Source organism: Sulfitobacter sp. SBS6 (genome assembly GCF_048285585.1).
GTDB classification, from domain to species: Bacteria; Pseudomonadota; Alphaproteobacteria; order Rhodobacterales; family Rhodobacteraceae; genus Sulfitobacter; species Sulfitobacter pontiacus.
In genome coordinates this window covers 1,043,932-1,066,925 of sequence record NZ_JBLWBA010000005.1, presented here as the reverse complement: position 1 = coordinate 1,066,925, position 22,994 = coordinate 1,043,932, and the positions used below count along the sequence as shown (strand labels likewise).

15 protein-coding genes are annotated in these 22,994 nt (G+C 60.3%); 6 read left to right on the top strand and 9 right to left on the bottom strand.

The window, feature by feature from the left end:
• Positions 1-183: 183 nt before the first annotated feature.
• On the top strand, positions 184-1,677 hold the full coding sequence (nhaC, locus tag ACNQ62_RS08515) for a Na+/H+ antiporter NhaC (protein WP_037944945.1): 1,494 nt from the start codon (positions 184-186) through the stop codon (positions 1,675-1,677).
• A 65-nt stretch (positions 1,678-1,742) separates the two neighbouring features.
• Here the strand turns inward: nhaC and ACNQ62_RS08510 are convergent, their stop codons facing one another.
• The 4 genes from ACNQ62_RS08510 to doeA form a co-directional block, all read right to left on the bottom strand.
• The gene (locus tag ACNQ62_RS08510; protein ID WP_418094648.1) at positions 1,743-3,350 is read right to left on the bottom strand and encodes a class I adenylate-forming enzyme family protein; all 1,608 of its coding nucleotides are present in this window, start codon (positions 3,348-3,350) and stop codon (positions 1,743-1,745) included.
• Between the two features lie 138 nt (positions 3,351-3,488).
• Complete coding sequence (locus ACNQ62_RS08505; protein ID WP_418094647.1) at positions 3,489-4,862, bottom strand: aspartate aminotransferase family protein; 1,374 nt, start codon at positions 4,860-4,862, stop codon at positions 3,489-3,491.
• A gap of 27 nt (positions 4,863-4,889) precedes the next feature.
• Positions 4,890-5,882 carry a N(2)-acetyl-L-2,4-diaminobutanoate deacetylase DoeB gene (gene doeB, locus ACNQ62_RS08500; RefSeq protein ID WP_418094646.1) on the bottom strand — a complete coding sequence of 331 codons (993 nt, stop codon included), beginning with the start codon at positions 5,880-5,882 and terminating at the stop codon, positions 4,890-4,892.
• A gap of 4 nt (positions 5,883-5,886) precedes the next feature.
• A complete protein-coding gene (doeA, locus tag ACNQ62_RS08495) occupies positions 5,887-7,062 on the bottom strand; it encodes an ectoine hydrolase DoeA (RefSeq protein WP_005852001.1) in 1,176 nt (391 codons plus the stop codon).
• Positions 7,063-7,180: 118 nt separating this feature from the next.
• Here doeA and ACNQ62_RS08490 point away from each other — a divergent pair, with 118 nt between their 5' ends.
• Positions 7,181-7,636 (top strand): Lrp/AsnC family transcriptional regulator, encoded by a 456-nt coding sequence (locus ACNQ62_RS08490; protein WP_005852003.1) that lies wholly within the window; start codon positions 7,181-7,183, stop codon positions 7,634-7,636.
• A 21-nt stretch (positions 7,637-7,657) separates the two neighbouring features.
• Here ACNQ62_RS08490 and ACNQ62_RS08485 read toward each other — a convergent pair whose 3' ends face one another.
• Positions 7,658-8,098, bottom strand: coding sequence for a PACE efflux transporter (locus ACNQ62_RS08485; protein ID WP_005852005.1), 441 nt, complete (start codon positions 8,096-8,098; stop codon positions 7,658-7,660).
• 233 nt (positions 8,099-8,331) lie between these two features.
• On the opposite strand from ACNQ62_RS08485, the gene speB reads away from it, so the two are divergent.
• A complete protein-coding gene (gene speB / locus ACNQ62_RS08480) occupies positions 8,332-9,288 on the top strand; it encodes an agmatinase (protein WP_289080337.1) in 957 nt (318 codons plus the stop codon).
• A 95-nt stretch (positions 9,289-9,383) separates the two neighbouring features.
• On the opposite strand, the gene ACNQ62_RS08475 is transcribed toward speB, so the two are convergent.
• The 4 genes from ACNQ62_RS08475 to ACNQ62_RS08460 are packed head-to-tail and all read right to left on the bottom strand — an operon-like array spanning position 9,384 to position 14,065.
• Entirely contained in the window at positions 9,384-11,594 is a 2,211-nt protein-coding gene (locus ACNQ62_RS08475; protein ID WP_418094645.1) for a xanthine dehydrogenase family protein molybdopterin-binding subunit, read from the bottom strand.
• A complete protein-coding gene (locus ACNQ62_RS08470; protein ID WP_386173094.1) occupies positions 11,591-12,565 on the bottom strand; it encodes an FAD binding domain-containing protein in 975 nt (324 codons plus the stop codon). The genes ACNQ62_RS08475 and ACNQ62_RS08470 overlap by 4 nt, the downstream gene beginning before the upstream one ends.
• A complete protein-coding gene (locus ACNQ62_RS08465; protein ID WP_418094644.1) occupies positions 12,562-13,068 on the bottom strand; it encodes a 2Fe-2S iron-sulfur cluster-binding protein in 507 nt (168 codons plus the stop codon). The genes ACNQ62_RS08470 and ACNQ62_RS08465 overlap by 4 nt, the downstream gene beginning before the upstream one ends.
• A 55-nt stretch (positions 13,069-13,123) precedes the next feature.
• Positions 13,124-14,065, bottom strand: coding sequence for a LysR substrate-binding domain-containing protein (locus ACNQ62_RS08460; RefSeq protein ID WP_418094712.1), 942 nt, complete (start codon positions 14,063-14,065; stop codon positions 13,124-13,126).
• Positions 14,066-14,182: 117 nt separating this feature from the next.
• Between ACNQ62_RS08460 and ACNQ62_RS08455 the strand changes: the two genes are divergently transcribed.
• The 3 genes from ACNQ62_RS08455 (at position 14,183) to ACNQ62_RS08445 (ending at position 22,993) form a co-directional block, all read left to right on the top strand.
• Positions 14,183-14,887 (top strand): SDR family oxidoreductase, encoded by a 705-nt coding sequence (locus ACNQ62_RS08455; protein WP_418094643.1) that lies wholly within the window; start codon positions 14,183-14,185, stop codon positions 14,885-14,887.
• Complete coding sequence (locus ACNQ62_RS08450; protein ID WP_289080333.1) at positions 14,877-15,125, top strand: DUF6552 family protein; 249 nt, start codon at positions 14,877-14,879, stop codon at positions 15,123-15,125. The genes ACNQ62_RS08455 and ACNQ62_RS08450 overlap by 11 nt, the downstream gene beginning before the upstream one ends.
• Positions 15,126-15,586: 461 nt before the next feature.
• On the top strand, positions 15,587-22,993 hold the full coding sequence (locus ACNQ62_RS08445; protein WP_418094642.1) for a hypothetical protein: 7,407 nt from the start codon (positions 15,587-15,589) through the stop codon (positions 22,991-22,993).
• Position 22,994: the final 1 nt, after the last annotated feature.

The window sequence follows — 22,994 nt, the reverse complement described above, 5'->3', positions numbered from 1 at the left end:
TGCAAAGACATAGCGCCCCTGAGTGCAGGTTTTGTCTAGCCTCTTTGAAATACAGCGGAAAATTGCCGGAAATTACGTTCAATCGCCCTAGAATAAGATTGGTTGGCATCACAGGCCCGCAATGCCACCCTAAAGGGAATCTGTGTGTGTATCAGTAAACAAGAATACAAAAACGAGGACAAAATGGACAATAAAGACCTTCCATCGCTCCCGCTGGCGCTGCTGCCCGTCGTTCTGACGCTTGGCCTTCTGGCGCTGCAACTTTTCTACTATGGCGACTTCACGCCGCATATTCCCCTTATCCTCGGATTGGCCATCACGTCCCTGCTGGGTGTGTTTCGCGGTCAGACGTGGATGGACATCCGCGAAGGCGTATTCCACGTGATCCACGTGTCGATGCCGTCATTGGCGGTGTTGATCGTGGTCGGCATGATCGTCGGCGTCTGGATCGCGTCGGGCACAGTGCCTACGCTGATCTATTACGGGCTTACCTTGCTGACCCCGTCGATCTTTCTGGCAGCCGCGATGATCCTTTGTGCTGTGGTTTCCCTGTCGTTGGGGACCAGCTGGGGCACAGTCGGCACCATTGGTCTGGCGCTGATGGGGATCGGTGCGGGTTTCGGTATCCCGGCCTATTGGACCGCCGGTGCGGTCGTGTCGGGCGCGTTCTTTGGCGATAAGGTATCGCCGCTGTCGGACACCACGAACCTCGCGCCCGCGGTGACGGGCACGAATGTATTCGACCACATCAAGAACATGCTGCCCACGACCGTCCCTGCGATGATCATCGCGCTGGTGATTTATGTGGTCGTCGGCTTTATGCTGATCGAAGAGGGTGCAGGCGACGTCAGCAGCATCAATCAGATCACAACCGGTCTGGAGGAACGCTTTAGCCTCGGGATCATCCCGCTGACGCCTGCCTTGATCGTGATCGTGCTGGCGCTGATGAAAAAGCCGCCGCTGCCGTCGCTGTTTGCCGGTGTGCTGGCCGGTGGACTGGTGGCGATCTTCTGGCAGGGCGCGGGGCTGCATGACGTGTTCGCCTTTGCGCAGTCGGGCTATTCCATCGACACGGGCATCGCCGACATCGACAGCCTGCTGAACGCGGGCGGCATCCAGTCGATGATGTGGACCATTTCGCTGATGTTGATTGCCTTGGGCTTTGGCGGCGCGCTGGAGCGCACCGGCTGTCTGGAAGCGATCATTCTGGCGATCGTCAGCCGCGTGAAAAGCTTTGGCGCGGTACAAAGCTCGGCCATCGGGACGGCATTTGCGACCAATATGGTTGCGGGTGATCCTTATATCTCTATCGCGCTGCCGGGCCGTATGTACGCGCCCTTGTACCGCGGGATGGGCTATTCGACCCTGAACCTCAGCCGCGCGGTGGAAGAGGGCGGCACGCTGATGAGCCCGCTGATCCCGTGGAACGCCGGTGGTGCCTTTGTCATCTCGGCTTTGGGGCTGGGGGTCATGGACGGTAACCTGACCAACCTGCTGTATATCCCGCTGGCCTTTGCCTGCTGGACGGCACCGCTGATCGGTGTGTTCTATGCGGTGACCGGTCTGTTCTCGCCCAAAGCGACGGACGAAGATCGCGCCGAATGGGACAAATCCGGCGAAGACATCATGGACCTTGGCGACCATGAGCTCGCCTACGAGCAACCGGCCGCGACCTGATCGCGCCTGAACCGACACAGATGAAAGCCGCAGCGCCTATGAGCGCTGCGGCTTTTTTCATGCCCTCAGGCCTGCGCCTTCAGCCTGTCGCGAAGCGTGTTCTTGACGATCTTCCCATTGGCGTTGCGCGGCAGGGGATCGGGTTCGAACGTCGCAAAATCCGGCGCTTTGTAGTCCGCCATCTTTGTGCGTGCGAAAGCCTTGATCGCATCAAGATCCAGCGCGGTATCGGTGGTGTGGATGAAAACATGCATCTTCTCCCCCAGCACCGGATCAGGGCAGCCGATGGCGGCACATTCGATCACGGAGGGGTGGGCGGTCAGGGCGTTTTCGACCTCGGCGCTGTAGATGTTATAGCCGCCGCGAATGATCATATCCTTGCGGCGGTCGTGCAGACAGATGAACCCTTCGGCATCGCGTGACCCCATATCGCCGCTTTTCCAGTAGCCGTCGTGAAACTCGGAGGCGGTGCGGTCGGGGTTGTCCCAATAGCCGGGCACGGTCATCGCGCCCTTGATCCAAAGCTCCCCATGGGTGCCGTCGGGCACGTCGTTGCCCTGAGGATCGACAATGCGGATGTCGGCGCAGGGCACGGCGATGCCGATGCTATCCGCGCGTTTGGTTCCGAACCCCATCGGCAGGATCGTCACGGCAGAGGTAAGCTCCGTCGCGCCATAGGCGTTCATCAGGCAGAGGTTCGGCAGCTTTTCCGACAGTTCGGTGATGGTGGATTGCGGCATCGGCGCGCCGCCGTAGCCCCCGATCCGCCAGTGTTGCAGGTCGTAGTCCTCGACATTGCAGCGCAGCAGGAACAGGTTGTACATCGCTGGCACCATCAGCGTCTGCGTGACCTTTTCGTCGGCGGTCAGCGACAGGAATTCATGGGCACCGAAGACCTCCATCATCACGGTGCAGCCTGCGGTTTGCAGCATAGTAAAGACGGTGGCGACCAGCCCGGTCACATGGCTTGCGGGCACGCACAGCAGCGACCGTTCACCGGCCCCCAGCTCCATGCAAAGCTCGAAATGCATCGCGGAATGGACGATGTTCAGATGGGTCAGCGTCGCCCCTTTGGGCTGGCCTGTGGTGCCCGAGGTATAGAGGATCACCGCGATGCCATCCTCGCGCAGCGGCACGGCGTCGGTCAGCGGGGTCTGCGCGGGCAGCGTGTCAAACGCGTCGGACCCCGCCACTGTGCCGCCAACGCAAAAGCGGTGGGTCAGCCCGGGCAGATCGGCGGGTGCGGGCAGGCGGTCGGCGACATCCATGCCATGCACAGCGATCTTGGCACCGCATTGACGCAGGATAAACGCCAGCTCTGGCGTGCCTTCGCGGATGTTGATGGGCACGGCAATCGCGCCAAGCCGCAGACAGCCCATCATGGTCGCGATGAATTCCCAGCGGTTCGACAGCAGCAGCGCAACGCGGTCGCCCTTTTCGACCCCACGGGCGCGCAGCCCTGCGGCGATGCGGCCCACGTGCAGGTCAAGCTCGGTATAGGTCAGTCTGGTCTCGCCGCTGACCACGGCCTCTTGATCGGGGGCGCGGGCAAGGGCCGCGGCGAGCATGGCGTTCAGGTCGGCGGGGCGATCCTTGAAGCATTTGATCTCGCGACCGTCAAAATGGGTTTCTGTTTGTATGCGATCCGTGATCGCCTGTGACCAATGTGGCATCTGCGCTCCTCCCGTAGCTTGGGGTAGTCATTGCGCAAACAATCAGGGGCTGCAACGCCCAAGCGCCGTGTTAGCGCCCGCAGTATGCCCCACCTGTGGGGTCCGGTTCGCCCTGCGAAACAAGGCGAACCGGGGCGTTTATCCCAGCACGGTTTTTACCGCATCCGCGGTCGCGGCGACGACGGTATCGACCTCTGCGCGGGTGATGCAGAAGGGCGGGGCAAAGCCGGTGATGTCGCCTTGGGGCATGGCACGGGCGATCACGCCGCGTTCCAGCATCGCGGCAGAGATCGCGGCCCCCACCTTGGCAGCAGGATCAAGCGGGGTGGCGTCTGCCTTGTCGGCCACATACTCAACCGCGCAAAGCAGCCCTTCGCCACGGATGTCCCCCACATTCGGATGATCGCCAAGCGCCTCTTTCATCGAGGCGTTCAGATATCCGCCTACCTCGGCCGCGTTGCTAACAAGGTTCAGGTCGTCGATGAGCTTGAGGTTCGCGACACCCGCCGCGGCACAGATCGGATGCGCCGAGTAGGTCCAGCCGTGACCGATGGGGCCGTTCTCGTCCGTGCCCTGTTCCAGCACTTTCCACATCCGGTCCGATACGATCGACCCCGACAGCGGCGCATAGGCCGAGGTCAGACCCTTGGCAATGGTGATCAGATCGGGTTTCAGCCCATAGTGTTCCGACCCGAACATCGTCCCCAGACGGCCAAAGCCGGTCACGACCTCATCCGCGATCAGCAGGATGTCGTGGCGGTTCAGCACCTCTTGGATCGCGTCCCAATATCCGGCGGGCGGGGGCACGATGCCGCCGGTCCCCAATACGGGTTCCCCGATAAAGGCTGCGATGGTGTCCGGCCCTTCGGCTTGGATCAGCGCCTCAAGCGCGTTGGCGCATTGCGCGGTGAATTCGGCTTCGGACTGGGTGCGGTCCTTGCGGCGGTAGTAATAGGGCGCGTCCGTGTGGATCACGGGGTTCATCGGCAGGTCGAATTTATCGTGGAACAGCGACAGGCCGGTCAGCGATCCGGTCATCAGCCCCGACCCGTGGTAGCCGCGCCAGCGCGAGATGATTTTCTTTTTCTGCGGGCGACCAAGGATGTTGTTGTAGTACCAGACGAGCTTGATGTTCGTCTCGTTCGCGTCCGAGCCGGACAGACCGAAATAGACCTTGGACATATGCGCCGGTGCGCGGTCCATGATCATCTTTGCCAGCGTGATAGACGTTTCTGTGCCGTGGCCCACATAGGAGTGGTAATAGGCCAGTTGATGCGCCTGTTCGGCGATGGCGTCGGCGACTTCGGTCCGGCCATAGCCTGCGTTCACGCAATAGAGCCCGGCAAAGGCGTCCAGCATCCGGTTGCCATCGCGGTCCTCGATATGGACGCCCGACGCCCCTGTGATCACCCGCGTCGCGGATTCACCCCGCGCATGCTGTGATAAATGCGTAGAGGGATGGAAAAAGTTTTCGCGGTCCCATGTGGCGAGTTGATCATCATTGCGAAGCATAGGTCAGGCTTTCTGTTTAGGAGAGTTTCAGGTGAGTTCGGTGGCCAGCACGGCAAGGCAATCGCCCGGCTGTGCCAGTCCGGGGTGATGGCGGGCGATCACGATGCCCCCCATCTGGGCGCGGATTTCACGCGGGGGCAGGCCGGTATGCTGGCTGTCCCATAGACGCGCGATCAGGTCGCCTTCGGCCACTGTGTCGCCAAGGGTGACGTTGAAATCGACCAGCCCACCGTGGTTGGTGACGTGAAAACAACGGTCGTCGTCTTGCGACAGCATGCGCGATGGCGCAGTGACGGGCTGGCCTTGCAGGATACCAGCGTGGATCAGCAGGTTGCGCACGCCTTTGCGGGCGATCTGCGCGGTTTCAGGCGTGGCAGTGCCGCCGCCGCCCAATTCGGTGGTAACGAATGTCTTGCCCATCGTCTCTGCCGCGTCGTCATACATGCCAAGCGCGTCGATCTCGCGCATCTCTACACTGAAAGGCGCGTTGAACGCATCGCGCGCGGCGCGGCAGCGGGCCTGTTGGTCAGGGTCGTCCAGCGTGTGACAGGCGGCGAAGGGCAGAAAATCCAGCGTCTTGCCACCCGAATGGAAATCAAGCACGACATCCGCCAGCGGCAGCAGCACCCGTTGAAAGTAGTCCGCGATCTTCTGGGTGGGGGTGTCATCGGGGCGGCCGGGGAAGCTGCGGTTCATGTTCACCCCGTCCAGCGGAGACACCCGCGTCCCCGCCATAAAGGCGGGGTGGTTCATGAAGGGGAGGATGATCACGCGCCCCGTGACATCCTTGGCCTGCAAGGTCTGGGCAAGCTCGACCAAGGCCAGCGGCCCTTCGTATTCGTCGCCGTGGTTGCCGCCGGTCAGCAAGGCAGAGGGGCCGTCGCCGTTTTTCACTTGGGTCACCGGAATCTGGATCGCCCCCCAAGCGCTGTCATTGCGGCTGTAGGGCAGGCGCAGATAGCCGTGCTGCACGCCGTCGCACTCGAAATCGATGGTGGCCGAGATAGGATTGTCCCGCATGGCGCTATTCCTTGATCACAAGCGCACGCGGGGTGGTGCACAGGCATTCGACACCGGTTTGCGTGATGACAATCGGCTCTGTGATCTCGATCCCGCCGTCGTCAAGCCAAAGGGCGGGCATGAAGTGAAAGGTCATTCCGGGTTCGAGCACGGTGGTATCTCCTGCGCGGAACGACATGGTGCGTTCGCCCCAGTCCGGAGGGTAGGACAGGCCGATGGCATACCCGCAGCGGCTGTCTTTCTCGAACCCGCGATTGCGCAGGGTGGTGTTGAAGGCGCGGGCGATGTCTTCGCAGCGGTTGCCGGGTTTGGCCTGCTCTAGCCCGGCATCAATCGCTTCGAGCACGGCATTCTCTGCATGCAGATACTTCTGCGGAGGTTTGCCCAAGAACAAGGTACGCGACTGCGGACATTGATAGCGTCGGTGCGCGCCCGCGATTTCAAAGAATGTGCCTTCGTTGTTGCGCAGGGGGGCATCGTCCCATGTGATATGCGGCGCGGTGGCATCCAGACCCGAGGGCGTCATGGGCACGCAGGCGGGGTAGTCGCCCCAATGCCCTTCGGCCCCGCTGACGGAGGCGTGATAGATATCCGCGATCAGATCGTTCTTGCGCATCCCGACCTCGGCCTTTTCGCGGATCACCTCGTGCATCCGTTCCACGATCCGCGCGGCGCGGCGCATATATTCAAGCTCGGTCGGGGATTTCACCGCACGTTGCCAGTTCACCAGCGCCGTGGCGTTCTGGATATTGACGCCCGGCAGCCGCGTTTGCAGCGTCAGAAACGCCGAAGCGGTAAAGTAATAGTTGTCCAGCTCGAACCCGATGCGTGCATTCTCTAGACCGCGGTCCGCGATGAGACGGGCGAGATCCTCCATCGGGTGTTTGTCGGGGTTCTGGACGTAGGTGTCATCGTAGCCGACGATATTGTCATCATCCAGATAGGTGGTGCGCTGGGCACCGGCGCTGTCCATGGCGCGGCCCCACCAGACGGGCTGGCCTTCGTGGGTCAACAGCACGCCTTGATGCACGTAAAACGACCACCCGTCATAGCCCGCCAACCACGCCATATTGGACGGATCGGTGACAAACAGCGCGTCCAGCCCGCGGTTTGCCATTTCGGCGCGTGTTTTCGCCAGACGTGCTGCATATTCGTGCTGTGTAAAAGAATGGTCGATCATGTGGGGATTCCTGCCAGGGTATTGTGCGAGTTTAGCTTTTTCGCGCTGTGCATTTATGCGAATAATGCGGCTACGCGGGTAAAAGCTGCAAACTTTTGTAAGATATGGGGAATTTAGGATGATTGACGCGATAGACCGGAAAATCCTGCATCACGTGCAGCGCGACAATCTGCTCACCAGCGCGCGCCTTTCCGAACTGGTCGGGCTGTCGCAAACCTCGGTCCAGCGGCGCCTTGCGCGGCTGCGTGCGACCAAGGCGATCGAGGCCGATATCGCCGTCGTCTCGCCCGAGGCCGTGGGCCGCCCGCTTACCATGCTGATCGCGGTGGAACTGGCGCGGGAACGGTCCGATATCATCGACCGTTTCAAGCGAGCGGTGCGGGAACGGGCAGAAGTGATGAGCGCCTACTACGTGACCGGAGAGACCGACTTTATGCTGATCGTCAGCGCCAAGGACATGCAGGATTACGAGGCGTTCACCCGCGATTTTTTCTACAACAATCCCGATATCAAAGGGTTCAAAACCACCGTGGTGATGGACCGGATCAAGGCGTCATTCACCTTGCCGGTCTGATCACCACAATGGGTTGATGAGCTAGGCGCTTTCTGCCTGCTTTTGCGACCATTCGGGTAGCGGAAAAAGCGTGTCGTAGATCAGGTTAAACACGTAGGAATAAACGAGGTAGAATGCCGCCAGTGCGATATCCAGCACGAAGGCATCCCACAGGCTGATCCCCAGATACCACGCGATGAAGGGCAGCAGAACCATCAGCAGCCCCGCCTCGAACGCCAGTGCGTGCAGCACCCGGACGATGCGCGATTTCAGGGTGGTTCCAGTCAGCCGTTGTAAGGCCAAGTCGAAAAGCACGTTATAGCCAAGGTTCCAAAGCGTCGCGAGCGTGGCGCTGACAATGCCCACGACACCAAAGTCATGTAGGGGCACGTTAAACAGGATCGCGCCAGCGGGGATCACAAGGATCAGCGCGATAACTTCAAAACTGATGGCGTGGCGAAGACGGTCAAATGCAGAGCGCATGTTATACCTCATTGAAGGGCCGGGTCGTCCCGACAGTTTTCCATTCAGGGGAGGTCGTCCTCACACTGCCATAGGTGGCAAAGCCGCGCGGCTTTTTCAAGAGGCATAGAAGACAGGACGCGCGGAAAGCTGCTTGGCTTTGCGGGCAAACCTGCGAAGCTGCGCGAAGACATCGAAGCTTGGTCGTTTGTCTGCTTGGCGAAAGCTTTGATACAGGGAAAGGGAATGTGACGATGACTAGTTCAGTATACAATCAGCCTCTTAGCGGCAATGCGATGCCACGGACCGGCGGGCCTGCCACCATGATGCGCCTCCCCGCGGCCGAGACCGCGGCGGGCTTGGATGCGTGTTTTCTGGGCATCCCGATGGATATAGGCACCTCCAACCGCCCCGGTACGCGGTTAGGCCCCCGGCAGATACGCGACGAAAGCCGCATGATCCGGCCCTATAACATGGCCACCGGAGCCGCCCCGTTCGAGCATCTTCAGGTGGCAGACATCGGCGACGTGCCGATCAACCTATTCGATCTCAAGAAATCGGTATCCATCATCTCAGACCACTACCGCGAGGTGCTATCGCATGGGGCCATCCCGCTGACCTTGGGGGGGGACCACACGCTGAGTTGGCCGATCTTGCGGGCGATTGCAGAAAAGCACGGTCCTGTCGCGTTGATCCATGTGGATGCCCATTCGGATACCAACGACGAGATGTTCGGCGAGAAAGAAGCGCATGGTTGCCCGTTTCGCCGCGCATGGGAGGAAGGCTGCCTGCAAAACGACAAAGTGTTCCAGATAGGCCTTCGCGGGACAGGCTATAGCAAGGGCGACTTTGACTGGGGGCGGCAGCAGGGCTGGACGTGCATTCAGGCCGAAGAATGCTGGCACAAATCGCTGACCCCTTTGATGGCGGATATCCGTGCCAAGATTGGGGATGCGCCGGTTTATCTGACCTATGACATTGATAGTCTTGACCCCGCTTTTGCGCCAGGAACCGGCACGGTCGAGGTTGGCGGACTGACAACCATGCAAGGTCTGGAAATCATTCGCGGAACGGCGGGGTTGAACCTTGTTGGGGGTGATCTCGTCGAGGTATCTCCGCCTTATGATCCTGCGGGCAATACCGCGATGATCGCAGCCAGCTACCTATACGAAATGCTATGTGCCTTGCCCGGTGTGCCGCAAGGGCGATAGCGCGTCGTCTGGTGGCAAGCGCCTGTATGAAGCGCGTCGTGTGCAACCGGCGCAGCCTCTGGCCTGCCGGTTGCGTCTTGAACGGGGTTTGCCAGCTATACGTCTGGCAAACCTGACAGGATCTTGTCCATCGTCGCGGGCAGGTCACGCACCCGCACACCGCAGGCGTCGTAGATCGCGTTGATGATGGATGCGCCTGCGCCGCAGATACCCAGCTCTCCGATGCCTTTGGCCTGCATGGGGTTCGCCCAAGGGTCACGTTCCTGCACGAAGTTCACGGTCAGCTGTGGCACATCAAGGTTTACCGGCACGTGGTATTCAGCCAGATCGTTGTTCACCAGATGGCCGTCGCGTTTGTCGAACATCAGCTCTTCGGTCAGCGCCATGCCGATGCCAAAGGTCATGCCGCCCAGACATTGCGAGCGCGCTGTCTTGGCGTTCAGGATGCGACCGGCGGCGAAGCTGCCGTGCATCCGGCGCACGCGCGTCTCGCCGGTGACGCTGTTCACGCCGACCTCGGCAAAGAAGGCACCGAAGGTGGCCTGGCGGCGGTCGGTCTGGGTGTCACCCTTCCTGATCGTGCCCTTGACCGTGAGCGGGCCATCCTTGGTGAATTCCGGCAGATCGGCGCGACGGTTGTTGGCGGTGGCGACCCCATCTTGCAGGGTCAGGTCGCGTTCATCTACGCCCATAGCCTCGGCGATCTTTTTGCGCAGGGCTTCGCAGGCGACAAAAACCGACCCGCCCGAGGACGCAGCCCCCCAGCTGCCACCGGAACCGGCGGCTTTGGGCAGGCTGCTGTCGCCCAAACGCACGGTCACACGGTCCGAAGGAACGCCCAGCATCTCGCCCGCAATCTGGGTGAGGATCGCATAGGTGCCCGTGCCGATGTCGGTCATATCGGTTTCAACGAGCAGGCTACCGTCCTGGTTCAGGGTCACGCGGGCGTGGCTTTCGCCCAGCATATTGACGCGGGTGGCAGAAGCCATGCCGTAGCCGATCAGCCATTCACCATCCGTCTTGCCGACCTCGCGGCTGTCCCAGCCAAAGGTCTTGGCCCCATCATCCAACGCCTCGGCAAGTTTGTGGGACGAGAATGCGCGCCCGTCTGACGGGTCAACATCCGGAATGTTGCGTTTGCGCAATTCGACAGGGTCGATGCCACTTGCGACCGCCAGTTCGTCCATCGCGATTTCAAGCGCGGTGATCCCGACCGCTTCCCCCGGCGCGCGGACAGAGCCTGCACACATGCGGTTGATCCGCTTGATGTGCATCCCGATCTCGCGGTTCTCTCCGCGGTAAAGAAATGGCGTGGCCTGGGCTACCGGCTCTGCAAAGCTTTCGTCCATCAGTTGCGACACGGTGGAATCGTGCCCGATGCCGGTCATGCGCCCGTCGGCATCCGCGGCGAGCTTGATGTGCTGCACGGTCTCGGATCGACGCATTGTCGCTTCTAGCACCTGCTGGCGCGTCAATACGACAGCCACCGGTGCCCCCAACTCGCGCGCGGCGAGCGCCGCGGCCACAGCCTCGTGGCTGATCCCCAGTTTGGAGCCGAAGCCACCCCCCACGAACGGTGCCAGAAGATGCACATTCTCTGGGTCGATCCCAAGGGCGTCGGCCAGTTCATTCACATTGTATTTGAGCATCTGGTACGACCCGCGCAGGGTCAGCTTTTCGCCGTCCCATTGCGCGATTGCGGCGTGGGGTTCCATCGCCGACGAACTATGCCCGCCGGTGCGATAGGTTTCGTCCACGGTATAGGCGGCTTGCGACAGGGCGGCGTCCAGATCACCTTGGGAGGATTGTTTTTCCTTCGGTGTCTCGATCTCTGCCGTTTCCAGGTCAGTGACCGCATCGTCGGGCGTGATCTCAAGCTCGACCATATGGGCCGCATGGCGGGCCTGCTCGAACGTATCGGCGACTACCAAGCCCACGGGCTGACCGACATAGGAGATCTTGCCGTCCGGCTGCACCGGTGCTTCGTTCGCGGTGCCTTGTGCGGGATTACGCAGGAAGGTCTTACCGTGGAACACACCGCGCACCCCATCCAGCTTGCGGATCGCCTCGGCGTTCAGGCCGGTGACCTGACCGCCCGCGACAGGGGCGCGCACCAAGACGCCGGTCATCATGCCCGTGGGCTGATCCTCATGCGCATAGGTGGCGCGGCCTGATACTTTCAGCGGGCCGTCAGGGCGGTCCATGCCGGTGTGGATCAACCCCTGAACCGTGGCATCCAGCCGGTTGCGGTCATCGGGTTCATCCATCGTCAGTTCGGCGGTCGAAATATTGCTACCGTCGGTCATTGCTGTACCCCCGTGAGTTCCTTGAGTGTGGCGATGAGCGTGCGTCGGGCCAGCGGCACCTTGAATGCATTGCCCTCTTTCGGTGCGGCCTCCGCGACCAGAATATCGGCGGCTTTGCCGAACACCTCGCGCGCGGGTTCTTGCCCGATCAACGCGTCCTCGACCGCCGGATCGCGCCAAGGCATTGATCCGATACCGCCGCAGGCAATTGCGGCTTGGGTGATCTTGCCATCCGTCACCTTGATCCGCGCCGCGACCGATACCATCGCAAAGGCGTAGGACGCGCGATCACGTACCTTGCGATAGGTCTGGCGACCCTCGGCGGGGGCGGGGAGGATCACGGCGGTGATCAACTCGCCGGGTTGCAAGACGGTTTCGACGGCGGGGTCGGTGGGGATCAGATAAAAGTCGGACAGCGGCACAGTGCGGGTCACACCATCGGTGGTCTCGATCTCGACCTCGGCCCCTAACATCTGCATGGCCACCGCCATATCGCTGGGGTGGCTGGCGATACATTCGTCGGTCACACCAAGGATCGCGTGCAGACGGTTCGCCCCCTCCATCGCACTACAGCCGGAGCCGGGGTCGCGTTTGTTACAGGGCTGATCGGTGTCGTAGAAATAGTAGCAGCGGGTGCGTTGCAGCAGGTTGCCCCCCGTGGTCGCCTTGTTGCGCAGCTGACCGGACGCGCCCGCCAGCAGGGCGGAGGAGAGTGCGGCATAATCCGACCGTACGGTCATATCCGCCGCCAGATCAGAGTTGGTGACCAAGGCACCGATGCGTAGCCCGCCGTCGCGGGTTGGGGTGATCTGTTTGAGGTCCAAACGCGAGATGTCGACCAGCCGGTCGGGCGTCATCACCTCTAGCTTCATAAGGTCCAGTAGATTGGTGCCCCCGGCGATGATCGTGGCATCTGGGGTGCCGGTGACATCGCTATTGGCGCCGGCGCGGATGTAATCGAACTGTTTCATGACTGCCCCTTTGCCGTTTCGCGGATCGCATCGACAATGTTGGGGTAGGCGGCGCAGCGACAGATATTGCCGGACATCCGCTCTGATATCTCGTCGTCGGTCAGCTCGGGCGAGGCAGTCAGGCTGCCGGATACGTTAGAGGGCCAGCCGGCTTTGAACTCTTCGAGCATGGCGGTGGCTGAGCAGATCTGACCCGGTGTGCAATAGCCGCACTGGAAACCGTCGTGTTTGACAAAGTTCTGCTGCATGTCGGACAGGTTGCGTTCGTCGCCCAGACCCTCGATCGTGGTGATCTCGTCGCCGTCGTGCATACAGGCGAGCGTCAGGCAGGAATTGATGCGGCGGCCGTTGACCATGACGGTGCAGGCACCGCATTGGCCGTGGTCGCAGCCCTTTTTGGCGCCGGTGAGGTTCAGGTGATTGCGCAGCGCATCCAGCAGCGACGTGCGGGTGTCGGCGTCAAGACTATGGTCTTCGCCGTTAACGGTCAGTGTCGTCTTCATGAGAAGGGGGCCCTTTGTCTTGTGACATCTATGAAGAAGAACCCCCGCCAGCGGGTCAGGGTTCCGCTATGGGAAGGTTGCTTTCGTCGTTTGGCGTTAGGGCGGCCTCTGCCACGTCGTCGCGGGCGCGGCCCAGTAGCCAGTCGCGGACATGGGCGGCACCGCTTGGGGAGCCTTGCCGTGGGGACAAAAGGTAAAACCCGCTACCACCGCTCAATGCGCCTTCGATCGGTTGCACCAGCCGTTTCGCACGTAGATCACGCTGGACAAGAAACCGGTTGGCAAGGGCGATCCCCTGACCGGCAAGCGCCGCATCAAGGCTAAGCGTCGTCTGGTTGAACCGCAGACCGCGCGCCGTCGGGACATCGCGCCCAAACACCGTTTTGATGAACTGCGGCCAAAGATCGTGCGTGTCATGCAGCAGTGTCGCCTCTGCGATACCTGCCGCGTCCATCGGCGTGTTCAGCGCTTCTGCCAAATGGGGGGCGCAGACGGCGACGATCTGCTGCTCGAACAACAGATCAGCGCGCAGGCTCGCCCCGAATGGCGGATTGCCCTGCCGCACGGCAAGGTCGATCCCATCCGCGTGAAAGCTGGACACTCTTTCGGTCGCGGTGATGCGCAGATCAATGCCGGGGTGGGCTTGGGTAAACGCTGCCAGTCGGGGGATGAGCCATTTCGACGCAAAGGTGGGGGTGACACTGATCGTGACGTGGGACGGGGCCGTGCGCAGCGCATCTGTTGCATCGGCCATTTGATCGAAGGCGCGGGAAATCGCGATGTGATAGGCGCGCCCCTCTTCGGTAAAGGCCAATCCGCGGGGTTCTCTGAGGAAGAGACGCAGGTTCAGGTGGTCTTCTAGCCCGCGCACCTGTTGGGCCACGGCACCTTGGGTCACGCCCAATTCATCAGCTGCGGCGCGAAAGGTAAGATGGCGGCCCGCCGCTGCAAAGGCGCGCAGCCCGTTCAGAGGGGGGAGGTCGTTCGAGGTCGGCACAGTAGAAATCCTATCGTCATGCAGCAGTATGTCTGGCTGGTCGAAGCGTTGCAAAGCGCTTACCTGCGGTGAAGCAGACGCGTTAGCGCTGTCTAACACATAAAGGAGGCAAACGTCATGAGTGTAGAAAAAGTAGCGTTAATCACAGCGGGCGGCAGCGGCATGGGGGCAGGGGTTGCCAAAAAGCTTGCCGCCGATGGGTTCAAGGTCGCGATCCTGTCGTCCTCTGGCAAAGGCGAAGCGCTGGCCAAAGAGCTTGGCGGCTTCGGTGTCACCGGCACCAACCAGTCGGTTGATGATCTGGCGCAATTGGTCGATGGCGCTATGGAACGATGGGGGCGCGTGGATGTGCTGGTGAACTCGGCCGGTCACGGACCCAAGGGCGACATCTTGGAGATGACGGATGACGACTGGCATCAGGGCATGGACGTGTACCTGATGAACGTGATCCGACCCACGCGACTGGTGACCCCGATCATGGCAGCACAGGGCGGCGGCGCGATCATCAACATCTCTACCTTCGCGGCGTTCGAGCCCGACCCGCTGTTCCCCACATCAGGGATTTTCCGCGCGGGGCTTGCTGGGTTCGCCAAGCTTTACGCCGATCAATACGCAGACAAGAACATCCGCATGAACAATGTCTTGCCGGGGTTCATCGACAGCCTGCCCGAAACAGACGACCGCCGCGCGCGCATTCCCATGGGGCGGTATGGCACCGAGGCAGAGGTCTCCTCCCTCATCGGGTGGTTGGCGTCCGACCAAGGCGGCTATGTCACCGGTCAGAACTGGCGCATCGACGGAGGGCTGACCCGTGCCGTCTGATCTGATCGCCTTGCGCAGCAGCACCCGACTTGCGTTCTGGATCAAATGGGCCGCGTCGGTCGTGCAGATCCTCGGCTACGCCGCGACGGGATTCGGCTGGACGCCGTGGAACCTCTATCTGTTCATCGTCGGCGTCATCGGTTGGTTCATCGTAGGCACCCTGTGGAACGACAGGGCGATCATGTTGATCCACCTTGTCGCACTGGGATCGATGATGGTTGGCATGGCCAGCCAATAGCGCGTTTGGCCCCTGAAACAGCGATGCCCGCCGCATTGTCGGGCGTCGTTGTTGCACGGTGGACCCACTGCGCGGCCGCCGCGCTTGCGGGGGTATTCGTAGAAACTACTGTGGTAACTATGCCAAAACACACGTTAATACAGAGTGCTCCCGCCTGCCGTGTGGTTCATCCGCAACAAGGTTTCGCAAATCTCGGCGCGGTTCACGAAATGGTTAACGGAGGTCTTGAAGCCTGCCCGCGACTTCGTACAGTTACCGATGTTGATGTCCAAAATGCAGTGGTAATTTGCAGAAGGGCAGAAGAGGCCGTGTTCGCGGTTGAGTAGTTAAGGGTTTAGTGAGTGACAGTGGTAACTGCGGCGAGATGCCTGCACCTTGGTTGGGTGCGGGGTGCTTTCTTGCGAGAAAAATTTTCCGTAAATCTTTCGATTCGTGCGGGGGGTCATGCCGTTAGGGCATTGATGTTCCGCGTGTTCTTCAGCTTGCTTTTTGCGGCTGTGCTTTATGCTGCGCCTGCCTATGCGCAATCTTTGGTCATCAACACCGTAGGCAACCCGACCCAAGCCGGTGAGAACGAGACCCGCCGTGCCATTTGGTCAAACGCGGGAACGGTTGGCGGGGTTTCGGTGGATATCGTCGCCGAGATGATCCAGGCAACACTGAACCACAACTTCGTTACTGTTGGGGGACGACCGACTATTTCATCTGTGGGTCAAGATGAGGTTTTTATTCGATGGTCGCTTTACCGCACGGGGACGCATAATATCGGCACGAATACCGGTGGTGTGCCCGTTACGGCTGATATATTTGTTCAATTCAACGACGTGGACGGTCCGAACAATGAACGGGTATTTGTGCCCGTCTGTTCGGGCGCGGTCGATTTTATCCGTATTGACTCTACAGCAACCACTGGCCGTGACTTTGGCACCGTGTCCGGCCGCGACGAAACTTTCACGCTTATTGGTGACACAAGTTATAACAACGAGCCAGAGTCGGGGCTCGAGATTCGCTATAGCAACCAGTCCAGCTTTGTTATGGGCCGGACTGCCAACAACCGTTTTGTCGTGCGTCTGGACAATCCGAGCTACAGTGCCTTTGAGACATTCGACTATGAATGTGCGGATTTTGTGCCGCCGGTTGCAGAGCCCGACAGCGACACGGGTGAGCCCGACCAGCCGCTGACCTTCTCAATTTTGGACAACGACAGCGTCGCGACGGCGAATGATAACGGTCCAAACAACGCGAGCCTTGCGGCGTCGGAGTTTGGTCGTCAATCGGTGAGCCTCGTTCCCCCAGCGGGCGCGACAGGTATCACGCAGGATGGTGCAGGCGACACGGTGTCCTTCACCGTTCCAGGCGAGGGCGAATGGAGCCAGAACGACACCACAGGCGAGCTAACTTTTACCCCTGTTGCCGGTTTTGCGGGTTCGGTCACTCCGGTCAACTACTCGTATCGAAATGCGCTTGGCCAGCGCTCTACGTCGGCTCGGGTGTCTGCAACTTTTCCCGGAATCGGAGTAGTGAAATCCTCTGTCTTCAATGATGAAGTTGTCGACGACGACAATGGCCAGATTAACGAAACCATCAGCTATACTTACCAGGTGTCCAACCTCTCGTCCTTGGCGCTGGAAACCGTTTCACTGACTGAAACAACCTTCGACGGCGCGGGCGATGCCCCGACGCCGGTGTATCAATCGGGGGACGACGGTGATGGAGTGCTCCAAGAAGGTGAAACTTGGATTTATACGGCCACATACACGCTACTGCTCGCGGATTTAGGCGACAACACGATCCAAAACCAAGCCACGGCACGCGCGACAGCGCCGGACAATACGCCGGTCTCTGACTTGTCCGACAGTGACAATGCAGGCGACGGCGATGGAACCGGAACACCGGGGCGAGGCGGTGACAATGATGACGTGACTACAACGTCTTTCGGACAGGCTGAGATTATCGCGCGCAATGACCGCTCTGTTGATGTGAATGGCACCGACGGCGCGGATGATCTGCTGAATGTACTGGACGATAATGGGAATGGCATCGATACGTTAGGTGGTGCGCAGGCAAGCCTTGAAAACGTCATTCTCACGGTAGAGACGGCGGCAACGCCTATCAATGACGGTCCGGTTCCGGTGCTTGATCCCGGGACAGGATTGGTCGATGTGCCCCAAGGCACACCTGCCGGGACCTACACGATCAGATACCAAATTTGCGAAACGAACAATGCGAACAACTGCGATACCGCGACGGTTACGGTGCCGGTTATCGCAGCACCCATCGAAGCGTTCGATGATTCAGCAAGTAATATAAACGGCTTTGAGGGTGCGAATGACGTACTTGATGTGCTGGTCGATAACGGTCTTGGCGCGGATACACTGAACGATGCCCCTGCAACTCTGGAGACCGTCACTATTTCGGTTGAAGCGGCGGCGACACCTATTAACGGTGGCCCCGTGCCGGTTCTTGATCCACAGGACGGAACCATCGATGTGCCCGCTGGCACACCAGCTGGCGTCTACCAGATCACCTATGAGATCTGCGAAAACCTGAACCCGGAAAACTGCGCGACTGCGGTGGCTTCCGTCACTGTGGATGCCGCAGAAATTCTGGCACAGGACGACGCTGTGCAAGACGTAGACGGTTATGCCGGTGCGGCGGATGTGCTGAATGTCCTCAACGATAATGGCAACGGCCCCGACACGCTGAATGATGCCCCGGCGACCCTCGACAATGTCACGCTACGCGTCGATACGGCGGCCACACCAATAACCGACGGGCGGCCTGTTCCGGCTTTGGATATTACAGACGGTTCCGTAGATGTGCCTGCCGGCACACCCGCCGGCACCTATCAGATCACCTATGCCCTGTGCGAAGATATCAACCCCGAAAACTGTGAAACCGCGACGATCACAGTGGAGGTGGATGCACCAAGCGTAGAGCCCGCCAATGACAGTATCGCTGACGTAGACGGTCTGGTCGGGGCCGAAGGCGTGTTGGATGTGCTTGCGGACAACGGCAACGGCCCTGACACGGTCAATGGCGAAGCCGTTGTGATCGGCGACGTCACCCTGAGCGTGACAACCACTGCCACACCAATCAACGATGGCCCCGTGCCTGTGCTGAACCCTGCTACGGGCCTTGTGGATGTTCCCGCGAATACACCGGCAGGCACCTACGAGATTACCTACCAACTGTGCGAGAACGTCAACGCGACCAACTGCGAAACGGCGACGGTCTCTGTCACCGTTGTGCCCGCCGAAATCGAAGCGTTTGACGATGCCGCGACCGGTGTGGACGGCCGTGCTGGTGCCCCCGATCTGCTGAACGTGCTGGGTGACAACGGCAATGGCCCAGACACCATCGGCGGGGTGGTTGCTGACATCGATGATGTGACCATCATTGTCAGCGCTGCTGCAAGCTCCATCAACGGCGGTCCGGTGCCCGTGCTCGATCCTGCTACCGGCGCGGTCAATGTGCCCGCTGGGACGCCGGCAGGCCGCTATCAGATTGGCTATGAGGTCTGCGAAGATTTGAACCCCACCAACTGCGCCACGGCCGTTGTGCAGATCGATGTCGATCCGGCTGCGATTACTGCGGTAGACGATGTGGCTGTCGGCGTGAATGGTGTCGACGGCGCCGATGATCTGTTGAATGTCCTTGGTGACAACGGCAACGGAGCGGACACGCTTGGCGCGGAGCCTGCGGACATCGGTGATGTTACGCTTAGCGTGAACACCCCTGCGACAGCGATCCGCGGCGGTCCTGTTCCGGTGCTCGATGCCGCCACAGGTCTGGTGGATGTACCAGCTGGCACGCCCGCTGGAACCTACACCATCAGCTACGAGGTCTGCGAAAACTTGAACCCGTCCAACTGCGGCGTTGCGACGGTAACCCTCACGGTTGATGCGGCTGATCTTGTGGCGCATGCGGACCAGATCACGAATATTGATGGTCTGAACGGCGCACCCGGCGCGCTGGACGTTCTTGCCGATAACGGTTCGGGGCCGGATACGCTGAATGGCGAGCCTGCTTCTTTGGCGGACACAATTCTGTCGGTGGTGACACCAGCAACGCCGGTCGATGGCGGTCCGGTTCCGGTGCTTGATACAGCGACTGGTTTGGTTGATGTGCCTGCGGGCACGCCGGCGGGCAGCTATGAAATCCGCTATGAATTGTGCGAAGCGCTGAACCCGACCAACTGTTCGGAAACATCGGTGAACATTGCGGTAGATGCGGCACCAGTGATCGCACAAGACGACGTGGCAGGCGACATTGACGGTTTGAATGGCGTCACTGACCTGCTGAACGTGCTTGAGGATAACGGCAACGGCCCGGATACTATTGGTGGTGTCGATGCTGACATCAACGCACTGACCATCGCCGTGCAATCGCCAGCAACCCCAATCAACGGTGGCCCCGTGCCGGAGTTGAACTTGGCAAGCGGGACCGTTGATGTTCCTGCTGGCACGCCAGCGGGCCGCTATGACATCACCTATCAGATTTGCGAGGATCTGAACCCGACCAACTGTAATACTGCGACAGTTACCCTCGTGGTCGCTGCGGCAGAGCTTGTTGCGCAGGATGATGCGGTTTCGGGCGTAGACGGTATTGCGGGCGCGTCAGATGTGATGAACGTATTGGCCGACAATGCAAATGGCACCGACACCTTGGGTGGTGCCGCAGCCACAATCGAGGATGTGACACTGGCGGTAAACCGTGCCGCCACGCCGATCAATGGCGGCCCTGTGCCGGTTCTTGATCCCGCGGACGGCACGATTGACGTTGCGCCGAACACACCGGCAGGCACCTACGAAATACTGTACCAGCTGTGCGAGAACCTGAACCCCACCAACTGTGACACGGCCACCGCGCGCGTGACTGTTGATGCGGCGGTGCTGGATTTGCAGGATGATCAGGTCTCTGACGTGGATGGTCTTGTCGGGGCAGCGGATGTGCTGAACGTGCTGGATGACAACGGCAACGGGGCGGACACGCTTGATGGTGCACCTGTCGATTTGGCCGATGTGACGCTGACGGTAGCCAGCCCTGCGACGTCGATCGACGGTGGGCCAGTGCCGGTGCTTGATCCGACAGATGGCACGGTGGATGTCGCGCCGAGCACGCCAGCCGGTCGCCATGACATTACCTATCAGTTGTGCGAGAACCTCAACCCCAGCAATTGCGAAACCGCTACGGTGACTATCGTCGTGGATGCGGCAGAAATCGTTGCGCAAGATGATACGATTGTTGGGATAGGCGGCAGGGCCGGGGCCACGAATGCTCTGAACATCCTTCAGGATAATGGTGCGGGTGCTGATACAATCGGTGATGCGCCTGCTGGGATCGAAGACGTGTCAGTCTCCGTGCAGACACCAGCCACATCGGTTAACGGGGGCCCTGTGCCGACGCTCGACCCTGCGACCGGCGCTCTCGACGTGCCCGACGGCACGCCTGCAGGCACATACGAGATTGTATACCAACTCTGCGAGGCGTTGAACCCGGCCAATTGCGATACCGCGCGACTTGCGGTGACGGTGGACGCGGGGGCGCTTGAAACTCAACCCGATGACTATACGGGCACGCCTATCGATGCTGCTAACGGTGGCACACTGACCAGTGTTCTTGGTGACAATGGGAACGGCCCGGACACGCTGAACGGCGAACCCGTGGCACCGCAGGACGTGACGCTTCGTCTGACGGACAATGGCCGGCTGGAAGGGGTTGTGATCAACCCTGACGGCACAGTCGATGTGCCTGCAGGCGCACCCGGTGGTACGTATACTGTAACCTATCAGCTGTGCGAGGCGCTGAACCCAACCAATTGCCAGACCGCCGAACTCGAAGTCGTGGTAGCCGCCTTGGTCGCTGTGGCGGAAGACTTTGCACCGCTTGACGGCATTGCAGGGGCCACAACGGCGCAGAGCATTCTGGCATCCGATACGTTCGATGGCGAAACGGTCACGCCCGAGGATGTGATCCTGACAGTCGATGCCATCGACGCCAAGCTGACCCTGAACGAGGACTATACCGTCAGCATCAACGAAGGAACGGCACCGGGTGACTATGCGCTGATCTATACAATCTGCGACGCCGCGACCGGTACGGTTTGCAGCACAGTGACAGAGACCGTCACCGTAGGCACCATCACGGCGGAGCCGGAAGACTTTGCTGAGCTCACCACAGATGGGGGCACGACCGCGTCTATTTTGGGGTCTGATATCGTTAATGGTGCAGCAGCAAGCGTGGACACCGTCACCATCACGGTTGACGAAATCGCCGAGGAGCTGACGCTCAACGCCGACGGCACGTTGACGCTGGCACCGGGAAATCCCGCCGGTATCTACGAGATGACCTATACCATCTGTCAAACGGATGCGCCCGATATCTGCGCCACCGCGATAGAGCGCGTAGTGCAGGCTCCGGTCGGTGACATTGACATCGTGAACGAGGTAGAGGTCCGCGAAGACAGTGCCGGTCCGGCGGGGACGTTGGTCTATACGTTCACAGTCACCAATACCTCAAATGCGCCGGTCGAACGCGTGGCGCTTGGTAACCTTCGTCTCTTCAACGCGGATGGTGCCCAGTTGCGCTATGCCACGGGGCCGAGTTTCAGACGCACTAGTAGCGGCTCTCCCGAGGGGCGTTTGCAGCCGGGGGAAACCGCGACCTATCAGGCGACATATGTGCCCACTTCACGCGACGTTGCCTCTTCGACGGTGATGTCACAGGCAAGCGTCACAGCGATCACCACCCAGGTGGAGGGCGTACAAACGGAGCCCTTGCAGCTTTCGGATGTGTCGGATGACAACAATGACTCGGACGGCGAGACGCAAGAGGAGACCACCGATTATGTCTTCCCGACAAGCGAGTTCCCCGTGGAAGGCATTAGCATCACCAAAACCGCAGCCTTGCGGAATGTGAACCGCGGCCAAACCGTGCCCTATACAATCACCGTGACCAACAACAACCCAAGGTTCAGCGTCACGGCGAATGTGGTGGATACGCTGCCCCGCGACTTCGTGTTCGTGCCCGGCTCGGCGCAAGTGGATGGCTCCGATGTCGAACCTCAAGTGACCAACAACAGGGTTTCATTCGCTGATTTGCGGATTGGGCCGCAATCCTCGATGACGCTGAACCTGTCGGGCCGTATTCTGGAATCGGCCAGCGCAGGTGATCATGTGAACACGGCTGACGTTTTCGATGATCTGTCCGGTGAACGGCTTGCCCCCAGTGCGACAGCCACAGTGACCGTCGCGGTAGAGCCCGTCTTTGATTGCGGCGACGTGATCGGGAAGGTGTTCAAGGATGATAACCACAACGGCTATCAGGATCAGGGAGAGGAAGGTATTCCTGCCGCGCGTGTTGCCGGTGTTGATGGCACCATCATCACCACAGATGAGTTTGGTCGCTACCACGTGCCTTGCGCTATCTTGCCAGCGGATCGCGGCAGCAACTTCATTCTGAAGCTGGACACCCGAAGCCTGCCGACGGGCTACAGGGTCACGACGGAAAATCCCCGTGTCATGCGTATGACGCCGGGCAAGATGTCAGAGATCAACTTTGGTGTCTCCATGAGCCGTATCGTCCGTGTGGACCTGAATGCCCGCGGGTTTATTCGGGATCCGCAGACCGGCCAGACCGTCGCGCATCCCCAGCTTCAAAAAGGGGTCACGGAAATGTTGCGCAAAATCGCGCAGACCCCGTCGATGATCCGGCTGACGTTCCACCTGCCACGCGACAGTGGAGTGGTCGAGCAAACCCGCGCGCGGGCGCTAACAAGGCTAGTCGAACAACAGATCCAACGCGATTGGCGCAGGATCGGTGACTACAAAATGACCATCGAAAAAACCTATGTACGCAAGAATTGAG